Genomic DNA, 21639 nt, shown 5'->3' with positions numbered 1-21639 from the left:
AGGCGGGGACGACATGACCGATAACAAGAAAATGCTGGATCCGGATCCGAGGGTGATGGATTTCGACACCGAGTACGAGCTGGGGCAGGACAATATCCGACCGCTGGGGCTGGATATCCACAACCCGGTCTTTGTCATATCTGCGGGTGTGATCGTGCTGTTCGTCGTGGTCGCGCTGTTGAACCAAGAGGCGTCGGCGGCGTTCTTCGGCTGGTTGCGGCCGTTCCTGACCAGCACCTTCGACTGGTATCTGATGTGGTCAGTCAACCTGCTGCTGCTTTTCTGTGTCTTCATCGCCGTCACCCCCTTGGGCAAGGTCAGGATCGGCGGGCGTGACGCGCGGCCCGATTACAGCCTGCCGGGCTGGATCGCGATGCTGTTTTCCGCCGGGATGGGGATCGGGCTGCTGTTCTTCAGCGTGCTTGAGCCGATGTATTACACGCTGCCCGAGCTGAATGCCTGGCCGCTGGGTCTTGATCCCGCGGTTGCGGGCAACGAGACGATGGGGATCGTCGGCACGATCTTTCACTGGGGGCTGAATGCCTGGGCCGTCTATGTGGTGGTCGGGCTGGCGCTGGCGATCTTCTATTTCAACCTGGGCCTGCCGATGACACTGCGCTCGGCCTTCTATCCGGTCCTGGGCGAGCGGGTCTGGGGCTGGCCCGGCCATGTCATCGACACGCTGGCGGTGTTCGCGACGCTGTTCGGGCTGACCACGACGCTGGGGCTTGGCGCGCAGCAGGTCGCGGCGGGGCTGAACGACGTGTTCGGGGTGCCGGTGTCCAACACGCTGATCGTCGGGCTGATCATCGGAATTACCGCCATTGCGTTGGGTTCGGTTCTTCTGGGCATGGATGCCGGCGTCAAACGCCTGTCCGAAATCAACATGGCGCTGGCGGCGGTGCTGTTCGTGTTCGTCCTGGTGGTCGGACCGACGCTGTTCCTGCTGACGAATTTCGGCGCCGTGCTGCGCGACTACCTGATCCAGCTTGCACCGCTGTCCAGCCCCATCGGCCGCGAGGACGATGGCTACATGCATGGCTGGACGACCTTCTACTGGGCGTGGTGGATCGCCTGGTCGCCCTTTGTCGGCATGTTCATCGCCCGCATCTCGAAGGGCCGCACGGTGCGCGAATTCGTGCTGTATGTCCTGGTGGTGCCGTCACTCGTCTGCGCCTTGTGGATGTCGGTGTTCGGCGGTCTGGCGCTGCACCAGATGGCAGGCGGCTATGACGGCGTGGCCGAGGTGGTCGCGGCATACAAGCCCGAACTGACGCTGTTCAGGATGCTGGATCAGTTGCCGCTTTACAGCATCACCGCGCCGGTCTCGCTGGTGCTGATCGTTGTGTTCTTCGTCACATCGTCGGATTCCGGGTCGCTGGTGATCGACACGATCACCGCCGGCGGCAAGATGGACGCCCCCGTGGCGCAGCGCGTCTTCTGGTGCACGTTCGAGGGGCTGGTGGCCATCGCGCTGTTGCTGGGTGGCGGGCTGAACGCCCTGCAGGGGGCCGCCGTGTCGATGGGGATTCCCTTCACGATCGTGGTTCTGGCGATGGCCTGGTGCCTGTTCCTGGCGCTGAGGTCCGAACGTCACAAATGATCGCCTGAAACCGGCAGGTTGTATGAATCCGGGCGCGCACAACCGCGCGTTCGGGCGCATTTCGCCCAGCAATCGCTGAGGTGGTCGATTGTCATCTAATCGTCATATAACAGTCGCATAGTCGTCACCTGCCGGGTCTAGTTCAGCAGCAGCCCCATACTGGGCAATGACCGACTCAGGAGAGATCCATGAACACCGCGAAATTCACCGTCTCGGCGCTTGCCATCGTCGCCGCCTCGGCCACCGCTGCTGCCGCACGCGACAATATCCAGACCGCTGGTTCCTCGACCGTGCTGCCCTATGCGACCATCGTCGCCGAATCGTTCGGCGAAAACTTCGACTTCCCGACCCCGGTCGTCGAATCCGGCGGATCGGGTGCTGGCCGCAAGAAGCTGTGCGAAGGCGTCGGCGAGAACACCATCGACATCGCCAACTCGTCCAGCCGCATCAGCCAGTCGGACATCGACACCTGCGCCGCCAACGGCGTGACCGAGATCATGGAAGTCCGCATCGGCTATGACGGGATCGTCTTCGCCAGCGACATCGACGGTCCCGAATTCGCCTTTACCCCGGCCGACTGGTTCAACGCGCTGGCCAAGGACATCGTCGTGGACGGCGAAGTCAAGGCCAACGACAATGCCAGCTGGTCCGACGTGAACGGCGACCTGCCCGATCAGCAGATCCTGGCCTTCATTCCCGGCACCAAGCACGGCACCCGTGAAGTGTTCGACGAGAAGGTAATCCTGGCGGGCTGCGAGGAATCGGGCGCCATGGAAGTCTTCGCCGAACAGAACGGCGGCGACGAGGACAAGGCCGAGGCAATGTGCACCTCGCTGCGCACCGATGGCGTGTCGGTCGATATCGACGGCGACTACACCGAAACGCTGGCGCGCATCGACGCGAACAAGAACGCCATCGGCGTGTTCGGCCTGTCGTTCTACGAGAACAACACCGACAAGCTGAATGTCGCGACCATGTCCGGCATCAATCCTTCGACCGAGACCATCGCCTCGGGCGAATATCCGGTGTCGCGCCCGCTGTACTTCTATGTGAAGAACGCGCATCTGGACGTGATCCCCGGCATGCAGGAATACATCGAGTTCTTCGTGTCCGATGACATGGCCGGCCCGAACGGCCCGCTGGCCAATTACGGCCTGGTGTCCGACCCGGAACTGGCCGCCACGCAGGAAATGGTTGCCAACCGCACCCCGATGGGCCCGCTGGAAGAATAATTCCATCCCACACAGCTGGGGCGACGGCAGCGCCGTCGCCCCTTCACCCATTGTGACAGGTACCCCATGAGCATTGGCCTTATCCTGCTGTTCGTGGTCGGACTGGGCGTCATCGGCTTCTATCTGGGCCGACGCCGCGCGCTGACCAGCGTATCGGGCGATCCCCGCAAGCTTCATTCGCTTCCCAGCCAGTATGGCCAGTCGGTCTTTCTGTTCACGGTAGTGCCGGCATTGCTGTTGCTGGCTGTCTGGATGCTGGCCGAGCCTCGCGTGATCGACAGCCGCGTGCGCGGCGTTGTCGAGGCCACCGGCGCGACAGGGTCCGAGCTTGATCTGAAGATGGCGGATGTCACCCGCATCTCGGAAGGGCTGGATGCACTGATTCAGCGTTCGACCCTGACCGAAGATCAGCTTACGCAGATGCGCGCCGATATGGCGGATGTCCGCGGGCGTCTGGCCGATGTGGGTGTCGCGCTGGGCTCTGATGTCGAGCCTGCCGTGTTTCAGGCCGCCAAGCAGCGTCGCGAGTTGATCCAGGCAAGCAGCCTGCTGAAAGGCGCCGGGGTGGCGCTGTTCGCCATCGCGGGCTTTGCCTTTGCCATCAGCCGTATCAATCCCACCTTCCGGGCCCGCAACGTGTCCGAAGGGGTGGTGATGGCGTTGCTGATCGGGTCGTCCCTGGTCGCCATCCTGACCACGGTCGGGATCGTGCTGTCGCTGGTCTTCGAGACCGCAAGTTTCTTCCGGATGTATCCGGCGAAGGATTTCTTCCTGTCGTTGACATGGAACCCGCAGTTCCGGGGTGGTTCGGATCTGGGTATCTGGCCGCTGCTGTGGGGCACGTTGTATGTGTCGTTCATCGCGTTGCTGGTTGCCGTGCCGATCGGGCTGCTGGCCGCGATCTATCTGGCGGAGTACGCCAGCAAGCGTGTCCGCAGCTTTGCCAAGCCCGCCATCGAGATCCTGGCAGGTATCCCGACGATCGTTTACGGCCTGTTCGCGCTGATCACCGTCGGACCGGCGCTGCGCGACTATTTCGCGCAACCGCTTGGCCTGGGCAGTTCCTCGTCATCGGTGATGACGGCGGGGCTGGTCATGGGCATCATGCTGATCCCCTTTGTCAGTTCGCTGTCAGACGACATCATCAACTCGGTTCCGCAGGCGATGCGTGACGGGTCTTACGGGCTGGGCGCGACGAAATCGGAAAGCATCAAGCAGGTGATCCTGCCTGCCGCCCTGCCGGGTGTGGTCGGTGCGGTTCTGCTGGCCGCCAGCCGCGCCATCGGCGAGACCATGATCGTGGTGCTGGGTGCGGGTGCAGCCGCAAAGCTGTCGTTGAACCCGTTCGAGGCGATGACCACGATCACCGTCAAGATCGTCAGCCAGTTGACCGGCGACACCGAATTCGCAAGTCCCGAAACGCTGGTCGCCTTTGCACTTGGCCTGACGCTGTTCGTGTTCACGCTGGGGCTGAACGTGCTGGCCCTTTATATCGTCCGCAAATACCGGGAGCAGTACGAATGACCGACGCGACCGCACAGAACACCCCCGCGCCATCGGGGAAATCGCTGCTGAGCCTGGATCAGCGCACGCGCCGTCGCAACGCGTCCGAACGCCGCTTCCGGCTTTACGGGGCCGTTGCGATCTGCCTGTCCATCGCTGCCCTGGTCATGTTGCTGACCTCGGTCATCGGAAACGGCGCCTCGGCGTTCTTTCAGACCTATGCCAAGATCGAGCTGACGCTGGACCCCGCAGAGCTGGACCCGGAAGGCAATCGCAACCCCGACGAGATGGGCAAGGTCACCACGCTGCGCTATGGCAACCTGATGAAGGCGGCCTTCCCTGCGTCGCTTCAGGCGGCCGGCATCTCGACCGAGGGGATATCGGATACCGAGATTGGCGACATGCTGTCGAAAGAGGCGCCCGCGCAGCTTCGCGACCGGGTGCTGAGCGATCCCGACATGCTGGGCGAAAGCGTCGAGTTCTGGGCCTTGGCCAACGGCCGCATCGACGGCTATATCAAGGGCCGCGTTTCGATGACCTCGGCCGAACGCGACAGCAATGTCAGCCCGGCACAATTGCAGCTTGCCGACCGGATGCGCGAGGCGGGTCTGCTGACGACGCGCTTCAACTGGGATTTCATCACCTTCCCCGACGCATCCGAACTGCGTCCCGAGGCCGCCGGCCTGGGCGTGGCGATCGTCGGATCGGCCTACATGATGCTGATCGTGCTGTTCCTTGCGCTGCCAATCGGCGTCGCGGCCAGCATCTATCTTGAGGAATTCGCCCCTCAGAACCGCTTCACGGATCTGATCGAGGTGAACATCTCGAACCTTGCCGCGGTGCCGTCCATCGTCTTCGGTATCCTGGGCCTTGCAGTGTTCATCAACTATGCGGGCCTGCCCGCCTCGGCGCCCATCGTGGGCGGTCTGGTGCTGACCCTGATGACCTTGCCGACGATCATCATCTCGACCCGCGCCGCGCTGAAGGCAGTGCCGCCGTCGATCCGGTCGGCCGCGCTTGGTGTCGGCGCCTCGAAGATGCAGACGGTGTTCCATCATGTGCTGCCGCTGGCGATGCCCGGCATCCTGACCGGCACGATCCTTGGGCTGGCGCAGGCATTGGGCGAAACCGCGCCCTTGCTGCTGATCGGCATGGTCGCTTTCGTGCGCGACTATCCAAGCTGGCCGATCGATGGTTTCTTCGAGCCCGCCTCGGCGCTGCCGGTGCAGGTCTACAACTTCACGACGCGCGGTGATCCGGCCTTTGTCGAACGCGCCTCGGGTGCGATCATCGTGTTGTTGGTATTCCTGCTGTGCATGAACCTGCTGGCCATCTATCTGCGCCGCAAGTTCGAGCGGCGTTGGTAACGGGGCCGAAAGGAGGCCAGTATGTACGACATGAATCGAGTGGAGAACGCCGTGGGACAGGACGAAATCAAGATCTCGGCCAGGAAGGTGCAGGTCTATTACGGCGACACGCACGCCATCAAGGATGTCGATGTGGACATCCTGGACAAGACCGTGACCGCCTTCATCGGACCCTCGGGCTGCGGCAAGTCGACCTTCCTGCGCTGTCTGAACCGCATGAACGACACGATTGCCGCCGCGCGGGTCGAAGGCAAGATCGCCCTTGACGGTGAGGACATCTATGACCGTCGCGTCGATCCGGTGCAGCTGCGCGCCAAGGTCGGCATGGTGTTCCAGAAGCCGAACCCGTTCCCGAAGTCGATCTATGACAACGTGGCTTACGGTCCGCGCATTCACGGCCTTGCCCGCAACAAGGCCGAACTGGACGAGATCGTCGAACGCAGCCTGCGCGGCGCGGCATTGTGGAACGAGGCCAAGGACCGCTTGCAGGAACCGGGAACCGGCCTGTCGGGTGGCCAGCAGCAGCGCCTGTGCATCGCGCGCGCCGTCGCGACCTCGCCCGAGGTGTTGCTGATGGACGAGCCCTGCTCCGCGCTGGACCCGATCGCCACCGGCCAGGTCGAGGAACTGATCGAACAGCTGCGCCAGCAGTTCTCGGTCGTGATCGTGACCCATTCGATGCAGCAGGCCGCGCGCGTCAGCCAGAAGACGGCGTTCTTCCATCTCGGCAATCTGGTGGAATACGGCGAAACCGACGACATCTTCACCAAGCCGAAGGACTCGCGCACGGAATCGTACATTTCCGGTCGAATCGGCTGACGAGCAGGAGGCAGGCACATGAACCGGGACAAACACATATCCTCGGCTTTCGACCGCGATCTGGAAACGATCCAGGCGCAGGTCGTGAAAATGGGCGGCATGGTCGAGGCAGCGATCACCGACGCCGCGACCGCGCTGGAGACGCGCGACGAAGAGCTGGCCGAACAGGTCCGCCGCCGCGACAAGGCCATCGATGCGATGGAGACGCAGATCAACGAAGACGCCGCGCGGCTGATCGCCCTGCGCGCGCCGACGGCGACGGATCTGCGGATGGTCCTTGCGGTCATCAAGATCAGCGCGTCGCTGGAACGGGTGGGCGACTATGCCAAGAACATGGCCAAGCGCACGGCCGTCCTGTCGCAGCTGCCCTATATCGACGGATCGGGACTGGCGCTGCGCCGGATGAACCTGGCGGTCAACAAGATGCTGCAGGACGCGCTGGACAGCTATATCCGCCGCGACGCGGATCTGGCCGAGGATGTGCGGATGCGCGATCTGGAGGTTGACCAGATGTATAATGCGCTGTTTCGCGAATTCCTGACCCACATGATGGAAGATCCGCGCAACATCACCGCCTGCATGCATCTGCATTTCCTGGCCAAGAATACCGAACGGATGGGCGATCACGCGACCTCGATCGCCGAGCAGGTGATCTATCTGGTGACCGGCGAACTGCCCGACGAGGCGCGGCCCAAGGCCAACAGCGTTCCATCGGATGCGCCGGTCGTCGGCGAGGGCTAAGGGACGATGTCGCGTCAAACCCCCTGCGTTCTGGTGGTCGAGGACGAAGGCGCACAGCGCGAGGTGCTGCAATACAACCTTGAATCCGAAGGGTTCGAGGTTGTCGTGGCCGACAATGGCGAGGATGCGTTGCTTCTGGTGCAGGAAGAACAGCCGGACCTGATGGTGCTGGACTGGATGTTGCCCAAGGTTTCGGGGATCGAGGTCTGCCGGCAAGTCAAGGCCGATCCCGCGACCCGCGGCATCCCGATCATCATGCTGTCGGCGCGCAGCGAGGAAACCGACCGGGTGCGCGGGCTGGAAACCGGCGCCGACGATTATGTCGTCAAGCCCTACTCGGTGGTCGAGCTGATGGCGCGGCTGCGCACCCAGCTGCGCCGCACCCGCCCGGCCAGCATGGGCGAACGGCTCAGCTTCGGCGATATCATTCTGGACGCGTCGGAACATCGCGTGTTCCGGGCCGGGCAGCCGCTGCATCTTGGCCCGACCGAGTTTCGGCTGCTGTCCACGCTGATGGAAAAGCCGGGTCGTGTCTGGACCCGCGAACAGTTGCTGGACCGGGTCTGGGGCCGCGACATCTATGTCGATACCCGCACCATCGACGTGCATGTGGGGCGGCTGCGCAAGGCGCTGATGCAGAACGGCGGCGACAACCCGGTGCGCACGGTGCGTGGCACCGGATATGCGCTGGGATAACGCTCAGCCGGCCTCGTGCTGGCGGATGAAGTCCTGAACCTCTTCCAGCTTCGGGATCGCGTCGCCCGCGCCGGGCCGCGTCACCTTCAGCGCGGCGGCGGCGGATGCCAGGTGCAACGCCTCGGCGATGTCGCAGCCGCGGTCCAGTGAGGCCGCGAAATACCCCGCGAAGGTGTCGCCCGCGGCGGTCGTGTCCACCGGCGTCACCCGGAAGGCCGGCTGAAATTCCGTGCTGCCGCCCCGCAGGTCGCGATATTCGGCGCCGTCGCCGCCACGCGTGATCAGTAATCCGTCCACCGGCAGCGGTCCCGGCATCTCGGCGAACAGGCGTTCCGCCTCGCCTGCATTCATCGCCAGGATCGAGACATGGGGCAGGACATCGCGAACCGCCTCGATGTCGAACGGCGCGGCCGAATAGATGACGCGCGCACCGGTATTGCGGGCGGCGCGCGCCGCCTCGACCTGGCAGTTGGTTTCGTTCTGCAACAGCAGCGTGTCGCCCGCCGCGATCAGGGCCATCGCCTCGCGCAGGGGGGCAGGGGCGATCGCCCGGTTGGCGCCGGGATGGATCACGATCGAGTTCTCGCCCGCGCCATCCAGCAGGATGATCGCATGTCCGGTCGCGTCGCGCGGCAGCCGCTGGATCGCTGCGGTGCAGATCCCGGCCCCTGCCAGACGATCGATCACCCAGCCATCCGCCGCACCCATTGCGCCAAGATGATGCGTCACAGCTCCCGCGCCTGCGGCAGCCAGCGACTGATTTGCACCCTTGCCGCCCAAGCCCACCGCATAGCCCGTCGCGGCCGATGTCTCGCCCGGCTGCGGCAGGTGATCCAGACGATAGACATGGTCGATATTGATCGAACCCAGGTTCCAGATTGACATGCGCTTTCCCTTTTGGACCTGCACCAGATGATCGCCGTCATCGTCGCTTGTCCAGTGCCGCGCGGCAAGTCACCGTCGCGACGCCGGCTTCTTCCTTGCCCGGATGTGCCCGGTCGGCGCACGGGGCGTTTCCGCCAAGGTCCCGATGACGGAACGCTGCCGCCCAAACGAAAGACGCGCCCCGATCCGGGGCGCGTCCTTTCTGCGATCACTGATCGACCGAAGCGGGTATTACCGCTCCAGCTTCTTGTGCTTGTGCGGCGCCCAGAGACGCTTGTTGGTCAGATACAGCAGCGCGGTCAGCACGATCAGGAACAGAACCGACACGAGGCCGACCATCTTGCGGTCCATCATCTTCGGCTCGGCGGTCCACATCAGGAAGGCCGATACGTCGCGGGCCATCTGATCCACCGTCGCCGGGGTGCCATCCTCGTAGGTCACGAGATCCTCGGACAGAGGGGGCGGCATCGAGATGGCGCCCGACGGAAACGCGGTGTTGCCATAGAAGATGCTGCCCGCCTGCTCGATCTCTTCGCCGGTATAGCCAACCAGCAGGGCGTGGATGTATTCAGGTCCGCCGATCCCGTTGAACAACTGGCTGAGGCCGGTCCCGTAAGGTCCGTGGAATCCGGCGCGGGCCTTGGCCATCAGCGACAGATCCGGCCCCATGCCCATGCCGCTGACGGTCGGGAAATGGTCGGTCGGCAGGCGGGGCCGGTCTTCGCCGTTCTCTTCGTCGGTGATCTCGGCCAGACCGGCAGCATAGGCGCGGACCTGATCCTCGGGCAGGGCGGGGCCGCCCTCGTCGGCAAGGCTGCGGATCGACACGAACTTCATGCCGTGGCAGGCCGAGCAAACCTCGGTATAGACCTGCAGGCCGCGCTGCAGCTGGAACTGGTCGTATTTGCCGAACGGACCCTCGAAGCTGAACGAGATGTCCTCGATATGGCCGCCGCCATGGCCACCGCCGTCGCCATGATCTGCGGCTTCGCCGTGCTCCTCGGCTTCTGCCTCGGCTGCATGTTCCTCGTCCTCGGCAGCGGAATCCTCGGCCACGGTCGGCTCCTCGGCCGATTCCGCCTCGACGGCGGTTTCGGCGTCAGCGCCTGCGGGCTGTTCCTGCTGTGCCTCGGTTTCCTCGGCCGCGGTTTCATCCGTGGCAGGGGCGGGTTCGTCCTGAACCTCTTCCTCGGCCTCGGGCTGATCGGCCGATTCGTCAGCCGGCAGTGTCTCTGCGGCTTCTTCCTCGGCAACAGTCTCATCCGGCGCCGCGTCGGCCGCCTGATCTTCTTCGGCCGCATCTTCTGCTGCGGGCGCCTCTGCCTCTGCTTCGTCTGCAGCAGGTTCTTCCGCAGCAGGCTCTTCGGCAGCGGGGGGGTCCGCTGCCGGTTCTTCTTCAGCCGCCGGTTCCTGCGCGGCCGCGTCTTCCGCCGCCGGCTCTTCTGCGTCTTCGGATGCCGCGTCCTCGGACGCTGCCTCTTGGGTCGCCGCGTCGTCCGATGCCGGGGCCTCAGCCTCGCCCGACGGCGCGGTCTGTGCCGTCTCGGGCTGCTGCTCGGGGCTTGCGGTGGTCGCGCCGTCCTGCGCCATCGCGAAGCCGGCCACAGAGATCGTCAGGGCCGCAACGGCCGTGAGCGTCTTGGTTCTCAGGGTCATCTATGGCTCTCCTTACTCGGCCGGATGCGCTTTGGCGCCGTAGTGATCGTTGAAGTCTTCCTCGATCGTCGCGGGCATCGGTTCGGGTTTCTCGATCACCCCCAGAAGCGGCAGGATCACGAGGAAGTAGGCGAACCAGTAGGCCGCGCCAGCCAGTGCGATATAGGGATAGATCCCCTCGGCCGGCATCGCGCCCGCCCACATCAGCACCACGAAATCGACGCAAAGCAGCCAGAACCACCACTTGAACTGCGGGCGATAGCGGCCCGAGCGAACGCGGCTGGTGTCAAGCCACGGCACCAGCGCCATCACCAGGATGGCACCGAACATGGCGATCACCCCGAAGAACTTGGCGTCGATGATGCCGAACGACAGGAAGCTGACCAGCTGCACCAGCCACACCTCGCTGTCGAAGGCGCGCAGGATCGCGTAGAACGGCAGGAAGTACCATTCCGGCACGATATGGGCGGGCGTCGCCAGCGGGTTTGCCTCGATATAGTTGTCGGGGTGGCCAAGATAGTTCGGCATGAAGCCCACGATCGCGAAGAACACGACCAGCACCACACCAAGCGCGAAAAGGTCCTTCATCACGAAATACGGCCAGAACGGCAGCGTATCCTTTTCCGCCTCTTCCTTGCTGGTCCGACGGACTTCGACGCCGGTCGGGTTGTTGTTGCCGGTGGTGTGGAAGGCCCAGATATGGACCACGACCAGCGCGGCAATGATGAACGGCAGCAGGTAGTGCAGCGAGAAGAAGCGGTTCAGCGTGGCGTTGTCCACGGCCGGTCCGCCCAGAAGCCAGGTCTGGATCGACGGCCCGATCCCGGGGATCGCACCGAACAGGCCGGTGATCACCGTGGCGCCCCAGAACGACATCTGGCCCCAGGGAAGCACATAGCCCATGAAGGCGGTGCCCATCATGCACAGATAGATCAGCATGCCGATGATCCAGGTCACCTCGCGCGGGGCCTTGTAGCTGCCGTAATACAGGCCGCGGAAGATGTGCAGATAGACGGCGACGAAGAACAGCGATGCACCGTTGGCGTGCAGGTAACGCAGCATGTAGCCGCCGTTCACGTTGCGGGTGATGTGTTCGACGCTGGCGAAGGCCAGATCGACATGCGGGGTATAGTGCATCGCCAGAACGATGCCCGTGATGATCTGCAAGGCAAGGCAGAATGCCAGCACGATGCCCCAGATCCACATCCAGTTCAGGTTCTTGGGCGTGGGAATCATCAGTGTGTCGTACAGGATGCCCGCCACCGGAAGACGGCGGTGCAGCCAGCGTTCGAAGCCCGATTTGGGCTCGTAATGGTCGTGCGGAATACCGGCCATGTGGAACCCTCCTCAGCCCAGCTTGATGGTCGTGTCGTCGAGGAACTCGGCGACGGGAATATGCAGGTTCTGCGGGGCGGGCCCGCGCCGGATACGCCCGGACGTGTCATAATGCGACCCGTGGCAGGGACAGAACCAGCCGCCGAAATCGCCCGCGCCGTCACCGATGGGAACGCAGCCCAGATGGGTGCAGACACCGATCTGCACCAGCCATTCGCCCGCTTCGTCCAGCGAACGGTTTTCGTCGGTGGCCGGTTCGCCGGGCTTGTTGGCGTTCTCGGCGTTCTGGTCGATCAGCTCGCCAAGATCGACGGCCCGCGCGGCCTCGATTTCTTCGGGGGTCCGGCGGCGGATGAACACGGGCTTGCCCAACCATTTGACGGTCAGCTGGGTGCCGGTGTCGACGCCGCTGACATCAACCTGGATCGAGGACAATGCCTGGACGTCGGCCGATGGGTTCATCTGGTTCACAAGCGTCCAGGCGGCGGCTCCGGCAGCCACCGTGCCTGCGCCCGCCGTGGCATAATAGAGGAAATCCCTCCGGGTGCCTACGTGGTCATCTGCGTGGGACACGGGTCATTCTCCAATTCGGGCCGGAAGCCCGGCCGATACGACAATCCGGGCCGCGTATCATCGCAGCCTTCGCGACGGCGGTTCTAGCTGTCAATTCTTCGTCAGTCCAGCCGGTAACCCCGTCCATGCGCGCGCATATCGCCGCATCTGTTGGAATTTTGTCGCGGCGATGGCCGACCGCCAGCTTCGCGGCCTGATGGTGTTACCCGCGTCGCAGCCCCCGGATGCGACGATTCCCGTTCAAGGGCGTTCTTCGCGCCAGACCCGTTGCCGATCGAACCCGGATCGCGGCCGTGGCTTGGCTTTCGCTGGACGCAAGCCCGCGATCACGCTAATGTTTATCGCAATAGCGGGGCACAAGACCCCGAAAGCGAGGCAGTCATGGCAATTCCCGAGCGGTTCTCGAACCTGCCGGAATACGCGTTTCCGCGCCTGCGGGCGCTGTTGTCGGGTATCGAACCGGACCTGCGGGCCGGCGATGCTCCGATGGTCATGACCATCGGAGAGCCGCGCCATGAGATGCCGGAATTCGTCGGCCGGGTCATGGAAGCGCATATCGGCCAGTTCGCGAAATATCCCAGCAACGAGGGCACGCCTGCCCTGCTAGAGGCCATCGGGCACTGGTTGCAGCGTCGCTATGGAATCACCGTGTCTGCCGACCGGATCATGGCGCTGAACGGCACCCGAGAGGGCCTGTTCAACGCCGCGCTGGCGCTGTGTCCCGAAAAGAAGAACGGCCAGCGTCCGGCGATCCTTGTTCCGAACCCGTTCTATCAGGTCTATGCGGTCGCCGCGGCGGCGGTCGGGGCCGACCCCATCTTTGTCCCGGCGACGCCCGCGACCGGCAACCTGCCCGACTATGCCGCGCTGCCCGCCGATCTGCTGGACCGGGTTGCCATCGCCTATCTGTGTTCGCCGGCCAATCCGCAAGGTGCGGTGGCGTCGCGCGATGACCTGCAGACATTGCTGCGGCTGGCCGAGGCGCATGATTTTCTGATCTTCGCCGACGAATGTTATTCCGAGATCTATCGCGACACGCCGCCGCCCGGCGCGCTGGCGGTCGCGACCGAGATGAGGTTGGCCGACCGTGTGGTGATGTTCAATTCATTGTCCAAGCGGTCGAACCTGCCGGGGCTGCGGTCGGGCTTTGCTGCTGGCAGCGCCGCGAATATCGCTCAGATGCGGCGGTTGCGCAGCTATGCGGGCGCGCCCTTGTCGCTGCCGGCCCAGGCCGTCAGCGAGGCGGCCTGGCAGGACGAGGCGCATGTCGCGGCCAGCCGCGCGCTGTATCAGCAGAAATACCGCATCGCGGACCGCGTTCTTGGCAATGTGCCGGGCTATCGTCCGGTCGAAGCCGGGTTCTTTCTGTGGCTACCGGTCGCCGATGGCGAGGAAGCCGCGGTGAAATTGTGGCGTCGTGCAGGCATACAGGTGCTGCCGGGCGCGTATCTGTCGCGCGAGGTGGATGGTGAGAACCCCGGTCGCGGATTTGTCCGGGTGGCGCTGGTCGCAAGCCCGGATCAGACCGAGACCGCCCTGACGCGGCTGCGAGAGGTGTTGTATGATGACGATCAGGATTGAGTGCGGGGAAGGATAACGGCATGGCAAGCTGGCAGGCGAAACACCGCGATCCATTGTTCGACCAGAACACGCAGGCGGCGCTGGAACGGCGCGGCAAGGAACTGGCAGGCGCCGGGCTGATCGTGCTGGGTGTGCTGGTCGCGATGATGCTGGGCAGCTGGTCGGCCGAGGACCCCAGCTTCCTGTCGGCGACCGATGCCCCGGCGCAGAATCTTCTGGGCAGTTTCGGGGCCTATGTCGCCTCGCCGCTGATGATGATCGCGGGGTACGGGTCGTGGGTGCTGGTTCTGGCGGCGTTCGTCTGGGGGCTGCGGCTGATGCTGCACCGGTCGGAAGAACGCATCATGCGCGGGATCTTCACGCCGATCGCGGTCGCGCTGGCATCGGTGTATTGCAGCACCCTGACGCCGACGCCGGACTGGCAGCAGAATTACGGCCTTGGCGGTCATTTCGGCGACATGGTGATGGGCGCGATGCTGACCATCATCCCGATGAAGGCGCAGATCGGAATTCGTCTTGCCGCGCTGATCGTCGCGGCGGGGGCGCTGGCTGCCGTGGTGTTCGTGCTTGGCTTCGACAGAACCGAAATCCGCGCCATCTGGCGGCGCTTCCTGATCGGGCTTGTCACCGCCTATGACGTGGCGATGCGGCTGGCAGGGCGCGGCGCGGTCGCGTCGGCGGGAATGGCGCAGCGGGTGCGTGCGCGGCGGGCTCAGCCGGTGGCCGCGGCGGATACGTCGCCTCGGACGGGGTCCGGGCCGTCGCCCCGCATCGGTGTGCGCGCGCGTCGTGCGGCACAGGCGCAGCCAGAGGATTTCGAGCTGCAGGAAGAAATGCCGGAACCCGAACTGATCGAGCGTGATGCCGACTACGATGGCGACGGACCGTCCGCCGAAGAGGTCAGCGGCAGGATCAGCGACGCGATCCGCAACCGGACCGGAAAACCTTCGGTGCTGGCCGCGGTGGCCGCGCGCCTTGCACGCGAAGGCGCGCGCGACCTGCCCCGCGCCGAACCGCCGGTGACCGCCGCCACGCCGTCCCAGGACGAGGAATTCGCGATCGAGCCCGCCGAACCCGTGCCGTTCGGTGCGGATCATCAGCGCGTGGTGGTGCCGCCTGCCCGCAAGCCCATCTCGGGCAGCTCGAAACAGGCCCGGGCCGAGGCCGAGCCGCAATTGCGATTCGACGAGACCGAGACCGCGTATGAGCGGCCGCCCCTGGCGTTGCTGACCGCGCCCACGACCAGCGACCGGACGCAGATCTCGGAAGAGGCGCTGATGGAAAACGCCCGCATGCTGGAGGCGGTGCTGGACGATTACGGCGTCAAGGGCCAGATCACCGAGGTTCGCCCCGGCCCGGTCGTCACGCTTTACGAACTGGAACCCGCGCCGGGCCTGAAGGCCAGCAGGGTCATCGGCCTGGCGGATGATATCGCGCGGTCGATGTCGGCGCTGTCGGCGCGTGTCTCGACCGTTCCGGGGCGCAGCGTGATCGGGATCGAACTGCCCAATGCGCGGCGCGAAAAGGTGCTGCTGCGCGAGATCTTCGCCAGCCGCGCCTTTGGCGACGGCACCCAGCCGCTGCCTTTGGCGTTGGGCAAGGATATCGGCGGCGATCCGGTCGTGGCCAATCTGGCCAAGATGCCGCATCTGCTGATTGCCGGCACCACGGGTTCGGGGAAATCGGTCGCGATCAACACGATGATCCTGTCGCTGCTTTACAAGCTGACGCCGGATGAATGTCGGCTGATCATGATCGACCCCAAGATGCTGGAACTGTCGGTCTATGATGGTATCCCGCATCTTCTGTCCCCGGTCGTCACCGACCCCAAGAAGGCCGTCGTGGCGCTGAAATGGGTCGTGGGCGAAATGGAGGACCGCTACCGCAAGATGTCCAAGATGGGCGTGCGCAACATCGAGGGCTATAACGGCCGTGTTCGCGAGGCGCTGTCCAAGAACGAGATGTTCAAGCGGACCGTCCAGACCGGCTTTGACGAGGACACCGGCGAGCCGATCTTCGAGACCGAGGAATTCCAGCCCGAGACCTTCCCCTATATCGTCGTGATCGTCGACGAGATGGCCGACCTGATGATGGTCGCGGGCAAGGAAATCGAGGCCTGCATCCAGCGCCTTGCGCAGATGGCGCGTGCATCGGGCATCCACCTGATCATGGCCACGCAGCGCCCATCCGTCGATGTCATCACCGGCACGATCAAGGCCAACTTCCCGACCCGGATCAGCTTCCAGGTGACCTCGAAGATCGACAGCCGCACGATTCTGGGCGAACAGGGGGCCGAACAGCTGCTGGGTCAGGGCGACATGCTGTATATGGGCAACGGCGCGCGGATCACCCGCGTCCACGGCCCCTTCGTCAGCGATGAAGAGGTCGAAGAGGTCGTGACGCAGCTGAAATCCTTTGGCCCGCCCAGCTATCAGTCGGGTGTCGTCGAGGGGCCGGACGAAGAGAAGGCCGACAATATCGATGCCGTTCTGGGGCTTGGCGGCGGCGACGGCGGCGACGACCAGCTTTACGATCAGGCGGTGATGATCGTCGCCAAGGATCGCAAATGTTCGACCAGCTATATCCAGCGCAAGCTGGCCATCGGCTATAACAAGGCAGCGCGGCTGGTCGAGCAGATGGAGGATCAGGGCGTCGTGTCGTCCGCAAACCATGTCGGCAAGCGCGAAGTTCTTGTGCCAGAGGTCTGAGATTTGCGCAGATGGCGGCGGTCGGCCGGTTGCCGGGCCACCGCTGGTGGCACATGACATCACCTGTCGGCCTGTGGCATCACCGGCGGCGACACAAGGCGGGCGGAAGACAAGATGACGAAAATCGCCGTTGCGGGGCTGGGATATGTCGGTCTGTCCAACGCCGTCCTGTTGGCGCAGTCGCATGATGTGCGGGCGCTTGATGTCGATGCCGGGCGCGTGGCGTCGGTCAATACCGGCAAGTCGCCCATCGAGGATGTCGAGATTACCGAGCATCTGTCGGCGGGGGGCTTGCAACTGACCGCAACCACCGATCCCGAGCAGGCGTTCGACGGCGCGGAATTCGTCATCGTCGCGACGCCCACGAACTACGACCCGGCGACCAACCGCTTCGATACATCGACGGTCGTTTCGGTGATCGAACGGGCCCGGCAACTCGCGCCCGATGCCACCATCATCGTCAAGTCCACGGTGCCGGTCGGTTTCGTGATGCGGATGCGCGCGGAAACCGGATACGAGGGGATCATCTTCTCGCCCGAGTTCCTGCGCGAGGGGCGGGCGCTTTACGACAACCTGTATCCATCGCGGATCGTCGTCGGGGATCACGGTCCGGCCGCGCGGCGTTTTGCCAAGCTGATGGTCGAGGGCGCGATCCGCAAGGACATGCCGGTGCTGTTCACCGGCCCGGTCGAGGCCGAGGCGGTCAAGCTGTTCTCGAACACCTTTCTTGCCCTGCGCGTCGCCTATTTCAACGAACTGGACACCTATGCGGTCCGCAACGGCCTGAACACGCGCGAGATCATCGAGGGCGTCGGCCTGGACCCGCGAATCGGCAATCACTACAACAATCCAAGCTTCGGATATGGCGGGTATTGCCTGCCCAAGGATACCAAGCAGCTTCTGGCGAACTACGAGGACGTGCCGCAAAACCTGATTTCCGCGATCGTGCAATCAAACACGACGCGCAAGGATTTCATCGCCGATCAGATCCTGGCCCGGAAACCGCGTGTGGTCGGCGTCTATCGGCTGGTGATGAAGGCGGGATCGGACAATTTCCGCGACAGCTCGATCCAGGGGGTGATGAAGCGGATCAAGGCCAAGGGGATCGAGGTGATCGTCTATGAGCCGGTGCTGAAAGAGGATCGGTTCTTCAACAGCAGGGTGGTCCGCGATCTGGATGCGTTCAAGGCAGAGGCCGACCTGATCCTGGCCAATCGCCGCACCGATCTGCTGTCGGATGTCGCCGACAAGGTCTATACCCGCGACCTGTTCGGCGTGGATTGATCGCCGCGTCGGGGTGGATTTGATCGCTGCGTCGGCGGGGGGCTGAGCCGCGTCAGGCCGTGACCGGGACCAGATGGTGATCCCATGCGCGGCCGCCCCGCTTGGCCAGCGGCGTGATCCGGTCGTCCGCGCGCGTCAGCCCGCCCAGCCCGTCCGAGACGAAGAAACCCCGCCCCGCTGGCGCAAGGCCGCAGACATCCTCGCGCAGGATGGTGCGCAGATGTCCGCCGGTATCGTCGAAGATCTGGACCCGCCCGCCGCGAGGTGAACTGATCGCGACCTGCCGCCGTGCGGCGTCGAACGCGACCGAGCCGACATAGCCGGCCATCGCCACCGCCTCGTGGATCGGCATGCGGTCCAGCACGGCAGGGCCGCCACGCCGGTGCAGGCCCATCAGGGGCACGCCCTCGGCCGGATCGCCCTGCCATTGCATGCCGAACGCGACCAGCCCGTCGCGACCCAGCGCGATATGACGGATCGAGTTCCGCCGCAGCGATTCGTCCAGTTCCACCTTGTCCAGCAGATCGCCATCGGCGCTGACATAGGCTAGGTTCGGCCGCATCTCTGCCACGCCCAGCTTGATGCCGGGACTGTCGGGGTGGTTGCGATACCCGCCATTCGCGGCGACCAGAACATCGCCCGGCATGCGCCGGATCTCGTGCGGGCCGGTGCCGTGGGTCGGGATCTCGCCCACGCGCCGCCAGCCTTGGCTGCGCGACCACAGTCCGATCCTGCCCTGCCCGGCCTGATAATCGTTCTCGGACGTGCACAGGATGTCGCCGTCCGCAATGAACGTGCCATGGCCATAGAAATGCCGGCCCTGAGGGGCGTGCAGACGGGCCATGACCTTGCCCGTCGCGCAGTTCAGAACCAGCGCGAAGGTGCCGGGGCTGCGCGCGAAGGCGACGGCCTCGGGGGCGGTCGGATGCGCGGCGGCGGCGTGGCCTCGCGCCGGCAACGGGATGCGGAACGTGTCCGCGCCCTGTGCGGTCAGACCGAACAGAGCATAGGTTCCGTCCGCCTCGCGCGCCGCGCCAAGGATCGCCGGGCTGCCGGCGTCGGCCCATGACAGGCGCGGGGCGACCGCGCCCGCCATCAGCGCGGTCAGGAAGCTGCGCCGGCGCATCAGTCGCCATCCCGTGAATTGAAGCCTGCCGTCAGGCCCAGCCCGCCGCCGATCTCGCCCCGGACCGCATCGCCGATCGCGCGGATCTGCTGTTGCAGGATCTCGATCTTCAGGCGGGATTGCGGATCCGCGACGCCTGCAAGACGTGCATCGTCCAGCGCCATCGCCGTCTGCTGCGCGGTCTCGAACGCCGCCTCGGTCACCGGGATCGGGGTGTCGGACATGTGGATCGCCAGATCGCGCAGCGCCGCAAGCGACAGGCGGATATTGCGCAACGGGCGGTCCGACCGCCATGCCTCGGCCGATTTCGGGCGCGGTTTGTCGAACGTGCCCATGGGGCGGCCGATCCGCTGATCCGCGTCGAATTCGATGGCCGACAGCAGCGCGGTGTACAGTGCCTGTTCCGGTTCCTTCGCCGACAGATAGCGGCTGTTGTCCGCCGTGCCGGCGGTCAGCATCAACTGCGCATGATCGGCCCAGTCGGTCCTGATGGCCGCCGCGATGGCCGCCAGATCGACGGCGATGGCGCGGGCATACCGGCATTCATAATCGTCAGGCCCGTAGTCCGCATTGTCGCCGTGGATCACGCGCTCCAGCGCCATCAGGCCGCGCCCGGCAATCGACACCTCGGCAAAAGCCTGCGGATCGTCCACCACCGGATCGGCGTCCGCCATCAGGCCCCTGACCGTGCGCGCCACGAGGCCGCGCGGATCGGGCCAGAATTCGATCGTCAGGGCGCGCCCGTCCTGCTCCAACGGGCCAAAGCCCAGATGCGACAGGCCCATCCAGCCGTCAAAGGCGTCCTGATAGGCAGGTCGCAAAGACACGGCGCGGCAATCCGCGGTGGCGGCGTCGGCCAAGGCGCCGGCCGTTTCGGCAAAATGCCGGGTCGCGGGCAGGACATGATCGTTCACCGCCCCCGTCACGTCCGGCAAGGCGGGCCGCGGCAGAAGGGCAAGGACGAAGACGGGAAGAAGGGCTGCGCGCATCTAAAGGCTTTCCACGAATCGGATCAGCGCCGCGCGATCTTCGGGCGGCATCCTGGTGACTTGGTCGCGCGCCACCTGGCCCTCGCCGCCATGCCACAGAATGGCTTCGAGGATGGATCGCGCGCGACCGTCATGCAGGAACATGCTGTGCCCGTTGACCTGCCGGGTCAACCCGATGCCCCACAGGGGCGCGGTGCGCCATTCGCGCCCGTCCGCCAACCCCTCGGGGCGGTCATCGGCCAATCCCTTGCCCATGTCGTGCAGCAGCATGTCGCTGTAGGGCCAGATCAGCTGGAAACTGTGTTCGGGCCGGTCCTGCATCCGGGCGGTGACGAATTTCGGGCGGTGGCAATCGGCGCATCCGGCCTTGTAGAAGGCCTGCTTGCCACGCAGAACCTGCGGATCCTCCGGGTCGCGGCGGGCGGGTACGGCAAGGTTCTGGCTGTAGAAGGTGACCAGATCCAGCCCTTCGGCGTCGATCTCGGAGACGCGGGCATCGCCATCGCCGTGCGGGGCCTTGACACAGGGATGCTGCGCCGGGGTGCAGTCGCCCGACGGCGCGGGATGCAGCGGCGTCGAGATGCCGATATCCCCGGAAAAGGCGCTGGCCGACTGTTCCTCGATCGTCGGCATCCCGGCCTTCCAGCCAAAGCGGCCCAGCATCGGTTTGTCGTAGCGCGCCGACCATGTGATCTGCGCCCGTCCCGAGATCCCGTCACCGTCGGCATCGTCCGGGTCCGCGCCCGCGACGATGTCGGCGGCGGGCACCGATTCCAGCAGCCCGAGCCCGATCATCTGCGGTGCCACGCGCGGGCTGATCATCAGGTCGTCGCGCAACGGCCCATAGGCGGCATCCTCGATCCTGTAGGTCGGCCGGCGCAGATGCGCGATCTCGCCACCCGACAATTCCACCGCTTCCTCGGCATAGGTGACGACCATGCGCCCTTCGGCGGGAACGCCCGCAACCGACAGATCCTGCAACTGCCCGCCATAGACCGGATCGGGGCGCGTCGGGCGATAGGGATTGCCGGTGCCCGCCAGATAATCCTCGATCCGGGTTCGTTCGGCGTTGTCGTCGGCGGGCACGGACAGGCGCAGGAACATTGATCCACCGGGCTGGCCCGGCGCGTCCGGCGGATGGCCGCGCCCGTCCTTCAGGTGACAGTTCTGGCATCCGCGCGCGTTGTATAACGGCCCCAGCCCGTCGGAGGCCAGCGTGGACGACGGGGATGAGACCCACAGCTTGCGAAACAGCCCGTTGCCGACCTTGAAGCGCAGCTCGTCCTGAAACGAGATATTGGCCGATGACAGCGAGAATGCGTCGGCATCGTCGCGGGCGCGCACCGTGGCGGCGCCGCCGGGATTGGCCTCGAACGGCTCGGCTTTGGTGAAGTCGTCGGTCGGGGCGACGACATCCGCGATCCGCCCGATTTCTACGGGTGTCCGCGCCGTCATGTTCAGATGCGGATCTGAAAGCGTCGGGGCCGGCGTCTGGGCCAGCCCCGCGCCCGTCAGGGCGACCATCGCCAGCGGCATCAGCC

Annotated in this window: 16 protein-coding genes and 1 pseudogene; 10 read left to right on the top strand and 7 right to left on the bottom strand. The window is 65.0% G+C overall.

Annotated features, from left to right (window positions below):
* Window positions 1-13 precede the first annotated feature (13 nt).
* From J7359_RS01715 to phoB, 7 genes are all read left to right on the top strand, one after another.
* A complete protein-coding gene (locus J7359_RS01715; protein ID WP_209054788.1) occupies window positions 14-1603 on the top strand; it encodes a BCCT family transporter in 1590 nt (529 codons plus the stop codon).
* A gap of 188 nt (window positions 1604-1791) precedes the next feature.
* Window positions 1792-2835, top strand: coding sequence for a substrate-binding domain-containing protein (locus J7359_RS01710; RefSeq protein WP_209054787.1), 1044 nt, complete (start codon window positions 1792-1794; stop codon window positions 2833-2835).
* Between the two features lie 66 nt (window positions 2836-2901).
* On the top strand, window positions 2902-4359 hold the full coding sequence (gene pstC, locus J7359_RS01705) for a phosphate ABC transporter permease subunit PstC (protein ID WP_209054786.1): 1458 nt from the start codon (window positions 2902-2904) through the stop codon (window positions 4357-4359).
* Window positions 4356-5705, top strand: coding sequence for a phosphate ABC transporter permease PstA (gene pstA / locus J7359_RS01700; protein ID WP_209054785.1), 1350 nt, complete (start codon window positions 4356-4358; stop codon window positions 5703-5705). Before pstC ends, pstA begins: the two co-directional genes overlap by 4 nt.
* A gap of 21 nt (window positions 5706-5726) precedes the next feature.
* On the top strand, window positions 5727-6524 hold the full coding sequence (pstB, locus tag J7359_RS01695; RefSeq protein ID WP_209054784.1) for a phosphate ABC transporter ATP-binding protein PstB: 798 nt from the start codon (window positions 5727-5729) through the stop codon (window positions 6522-6524).
* Between the two features lie 18 nt (window positions 6525-6542).
* Complete coding sequence (phoU, locus tag J7359_RS01690) at window positions 6543-7265, top strand: phosphate signaling complex protein PhoU (RefSeq protein WP_209054783.1); 723 nt, start codon at window positions 6543-6545, stop codon at window positions 7263-7265.
* 6 nt (window positions 7266-7271) lie between these two features.
* The gene (phoB, locus tag J7359_RS01685; protein WP_209054782.1) at window positions 7272-7961 is read left to right on the top strand and encodes a phosphate regulon transcriptional regulator PhoB; all 690 of its coding nucleotides are present in this window, start codon (window positions 7272-7274) and stop codon (window positions 7959-7961) included.
* A gap of 3 nt (window positions 7962-7964) precedes the next feature.
* Here the strand turns inward: phoB and J7359_RS01680 are convergent, their stop codons facing one another.
* The 4 genes and pseudogenes from J7359_RS01680 to petA all read right to left on the bottom strand — a co-directional run bounded on the left by J7359_RS01680 (window position 7965) and on the right by petA (window position 12410).
* Window positions 7965-8846 carry a ribokinase gene (locus tag J7359_RS01680; RefSeq protein WP_209054781.1) on the bottom strand — a complete coding sequence of 294 codons (882 nt, stop codon included), beginning with the start codon at window positions 8844-8846 and terminating at the stop codon, window positions 7965-7967.
* A gap of 231 nt (window positions 8847-9077) precedes the next feature.
* Window positions 9078-9797, bottom strand: a pseudogene (locus J7359_RS19855) (cytochrome c1); the annotation flags it as partial.
* A 717-nt stretch (window positions 9798-10514) separates the two neighbouring features.
* The gene (gene petB / locus J7359_RS01670) at window positions 10515-11837 is read right to left on the bottom strand and encodes a cytochrome b (protein WP_209054779.1); all 1323 of its coding nucleotides are present in this window, start codon (window positions 11835-11837) and stop codon (window positions 10515-10517) included.
* 12 nt (window positions 11838-11849) lie between these two features.
* The gene (gene petA, locus J7359_RS01665) at window positions 11850-12410 is read right to left on the bottom strand and encodes a ubiquinol-cytochrome c reductase iron-sulfur subunit (protein ID WP_209054778.1); all 561 of its coding nucleotides are present in this window, start codon (window positions 12408-12410) and stop codon (window positions 11850-11852) included.
* Between the two features lie 381 nt (window positions 12411-12791).
* Here petA and J7359_RS01660 point away from each other — a divergent pair, with 381 nt between their 5' ends.
* From J7359_RS01660 to J7359_RS01650, 3 genes are all read left to right on the top strand, one after another.
* Window positions 12792-13991 carry an aminotransferase class I/II-fold pyridoxal phosphate-dependent enzyme gene (locus J7359_RS01660; protein WP_209054777.1) on the top strand — a complete coding sequence of 400 codons (1200 nt, stop codon included), beginning with the start codon at window positions 12792-12794 and terminating at the stop codon, window positions 13989-13991.
* A 20-nt stretch (window positions 13992-14011) separates the two neighbouring features.
* Entirely contained in the window at window positions 14012-16699 is a 2688-nt protein-coding gene (locus tag J7359_RS01655; protein ID WP_209054776.1) for a DNA translocase FtsK, read from the top strand.
* A 114-nt stretch (window positions 16700-16813) separates the two neighbouring features.
* On the top strand, window positions 16814-17983 hold the full coding sequence (locus tag J7359_RS01650) for a nucleotide sugar dehydrogenase (protein WP_209054775.1): 1170 nt from the start codon (window positions 16814-16816) through the stop codon (window positions 17981-17983).
* 52 nt (window positions 17984-18035) lie between these two features.
* Here J7359_RS01650 and J7359_RS01645 read toward each other — a convergent pair whose 3' ends face one another.
* From J7359_RS01645 to J7359_RS01635, 3 genes are read right to left on the bottom strand one after another with little or no spacing between them, the layout of a single operon-like run.
* On the bottom strand, window positions 18036-19109 hold the full coding sequence (locus J7359_RS01645; protein WP_209054774.1) for a DUF1513 domain-containing protein: 1074 nt from the start codon (window positions 19107-19109) through the stop codon (window positions 18036-18038).
* Entirely contained in the window at window positions 19109-20098 is a 990-nt protein-coding gene (locus J7359_RS01640; RefSeq protein ID WP_209054773.1) for an imelysin family protein, read from the bottom strand. The genes J7359_RS01645 and J7359_RS01640 overlap by 1 nt, the downstream gene beginning before the upstream one ends.
* Window positions 20099-21622 (bottom strand): di-heme oxidoredictase family protein, encoded by a 1524-nt coding sequence (locus tag J7359_RS01635; RefSeq protein WP_247740130.1) that lies wholly within the window; start codon window positions 21620-21622, stop codon window positions 20099-20101.
* Window positions 21623-21639: the final 17 nt, after the last annotated feature.

This window comes from Paracoccus sp. R12_2 (assembly GCF_017744015.1).
In the GTDB taxonomy this organism is placed as follows: Bacteria; Pseudomonadota; Alphaproteobacteria; order Rhodobacterales; family Rhodobacteraceae; genus Paracoccus.
Note: the sequence above shows the minus strand (reverse complement) of the source record. Positions and strands in the feature narration are given on the sequence as shown.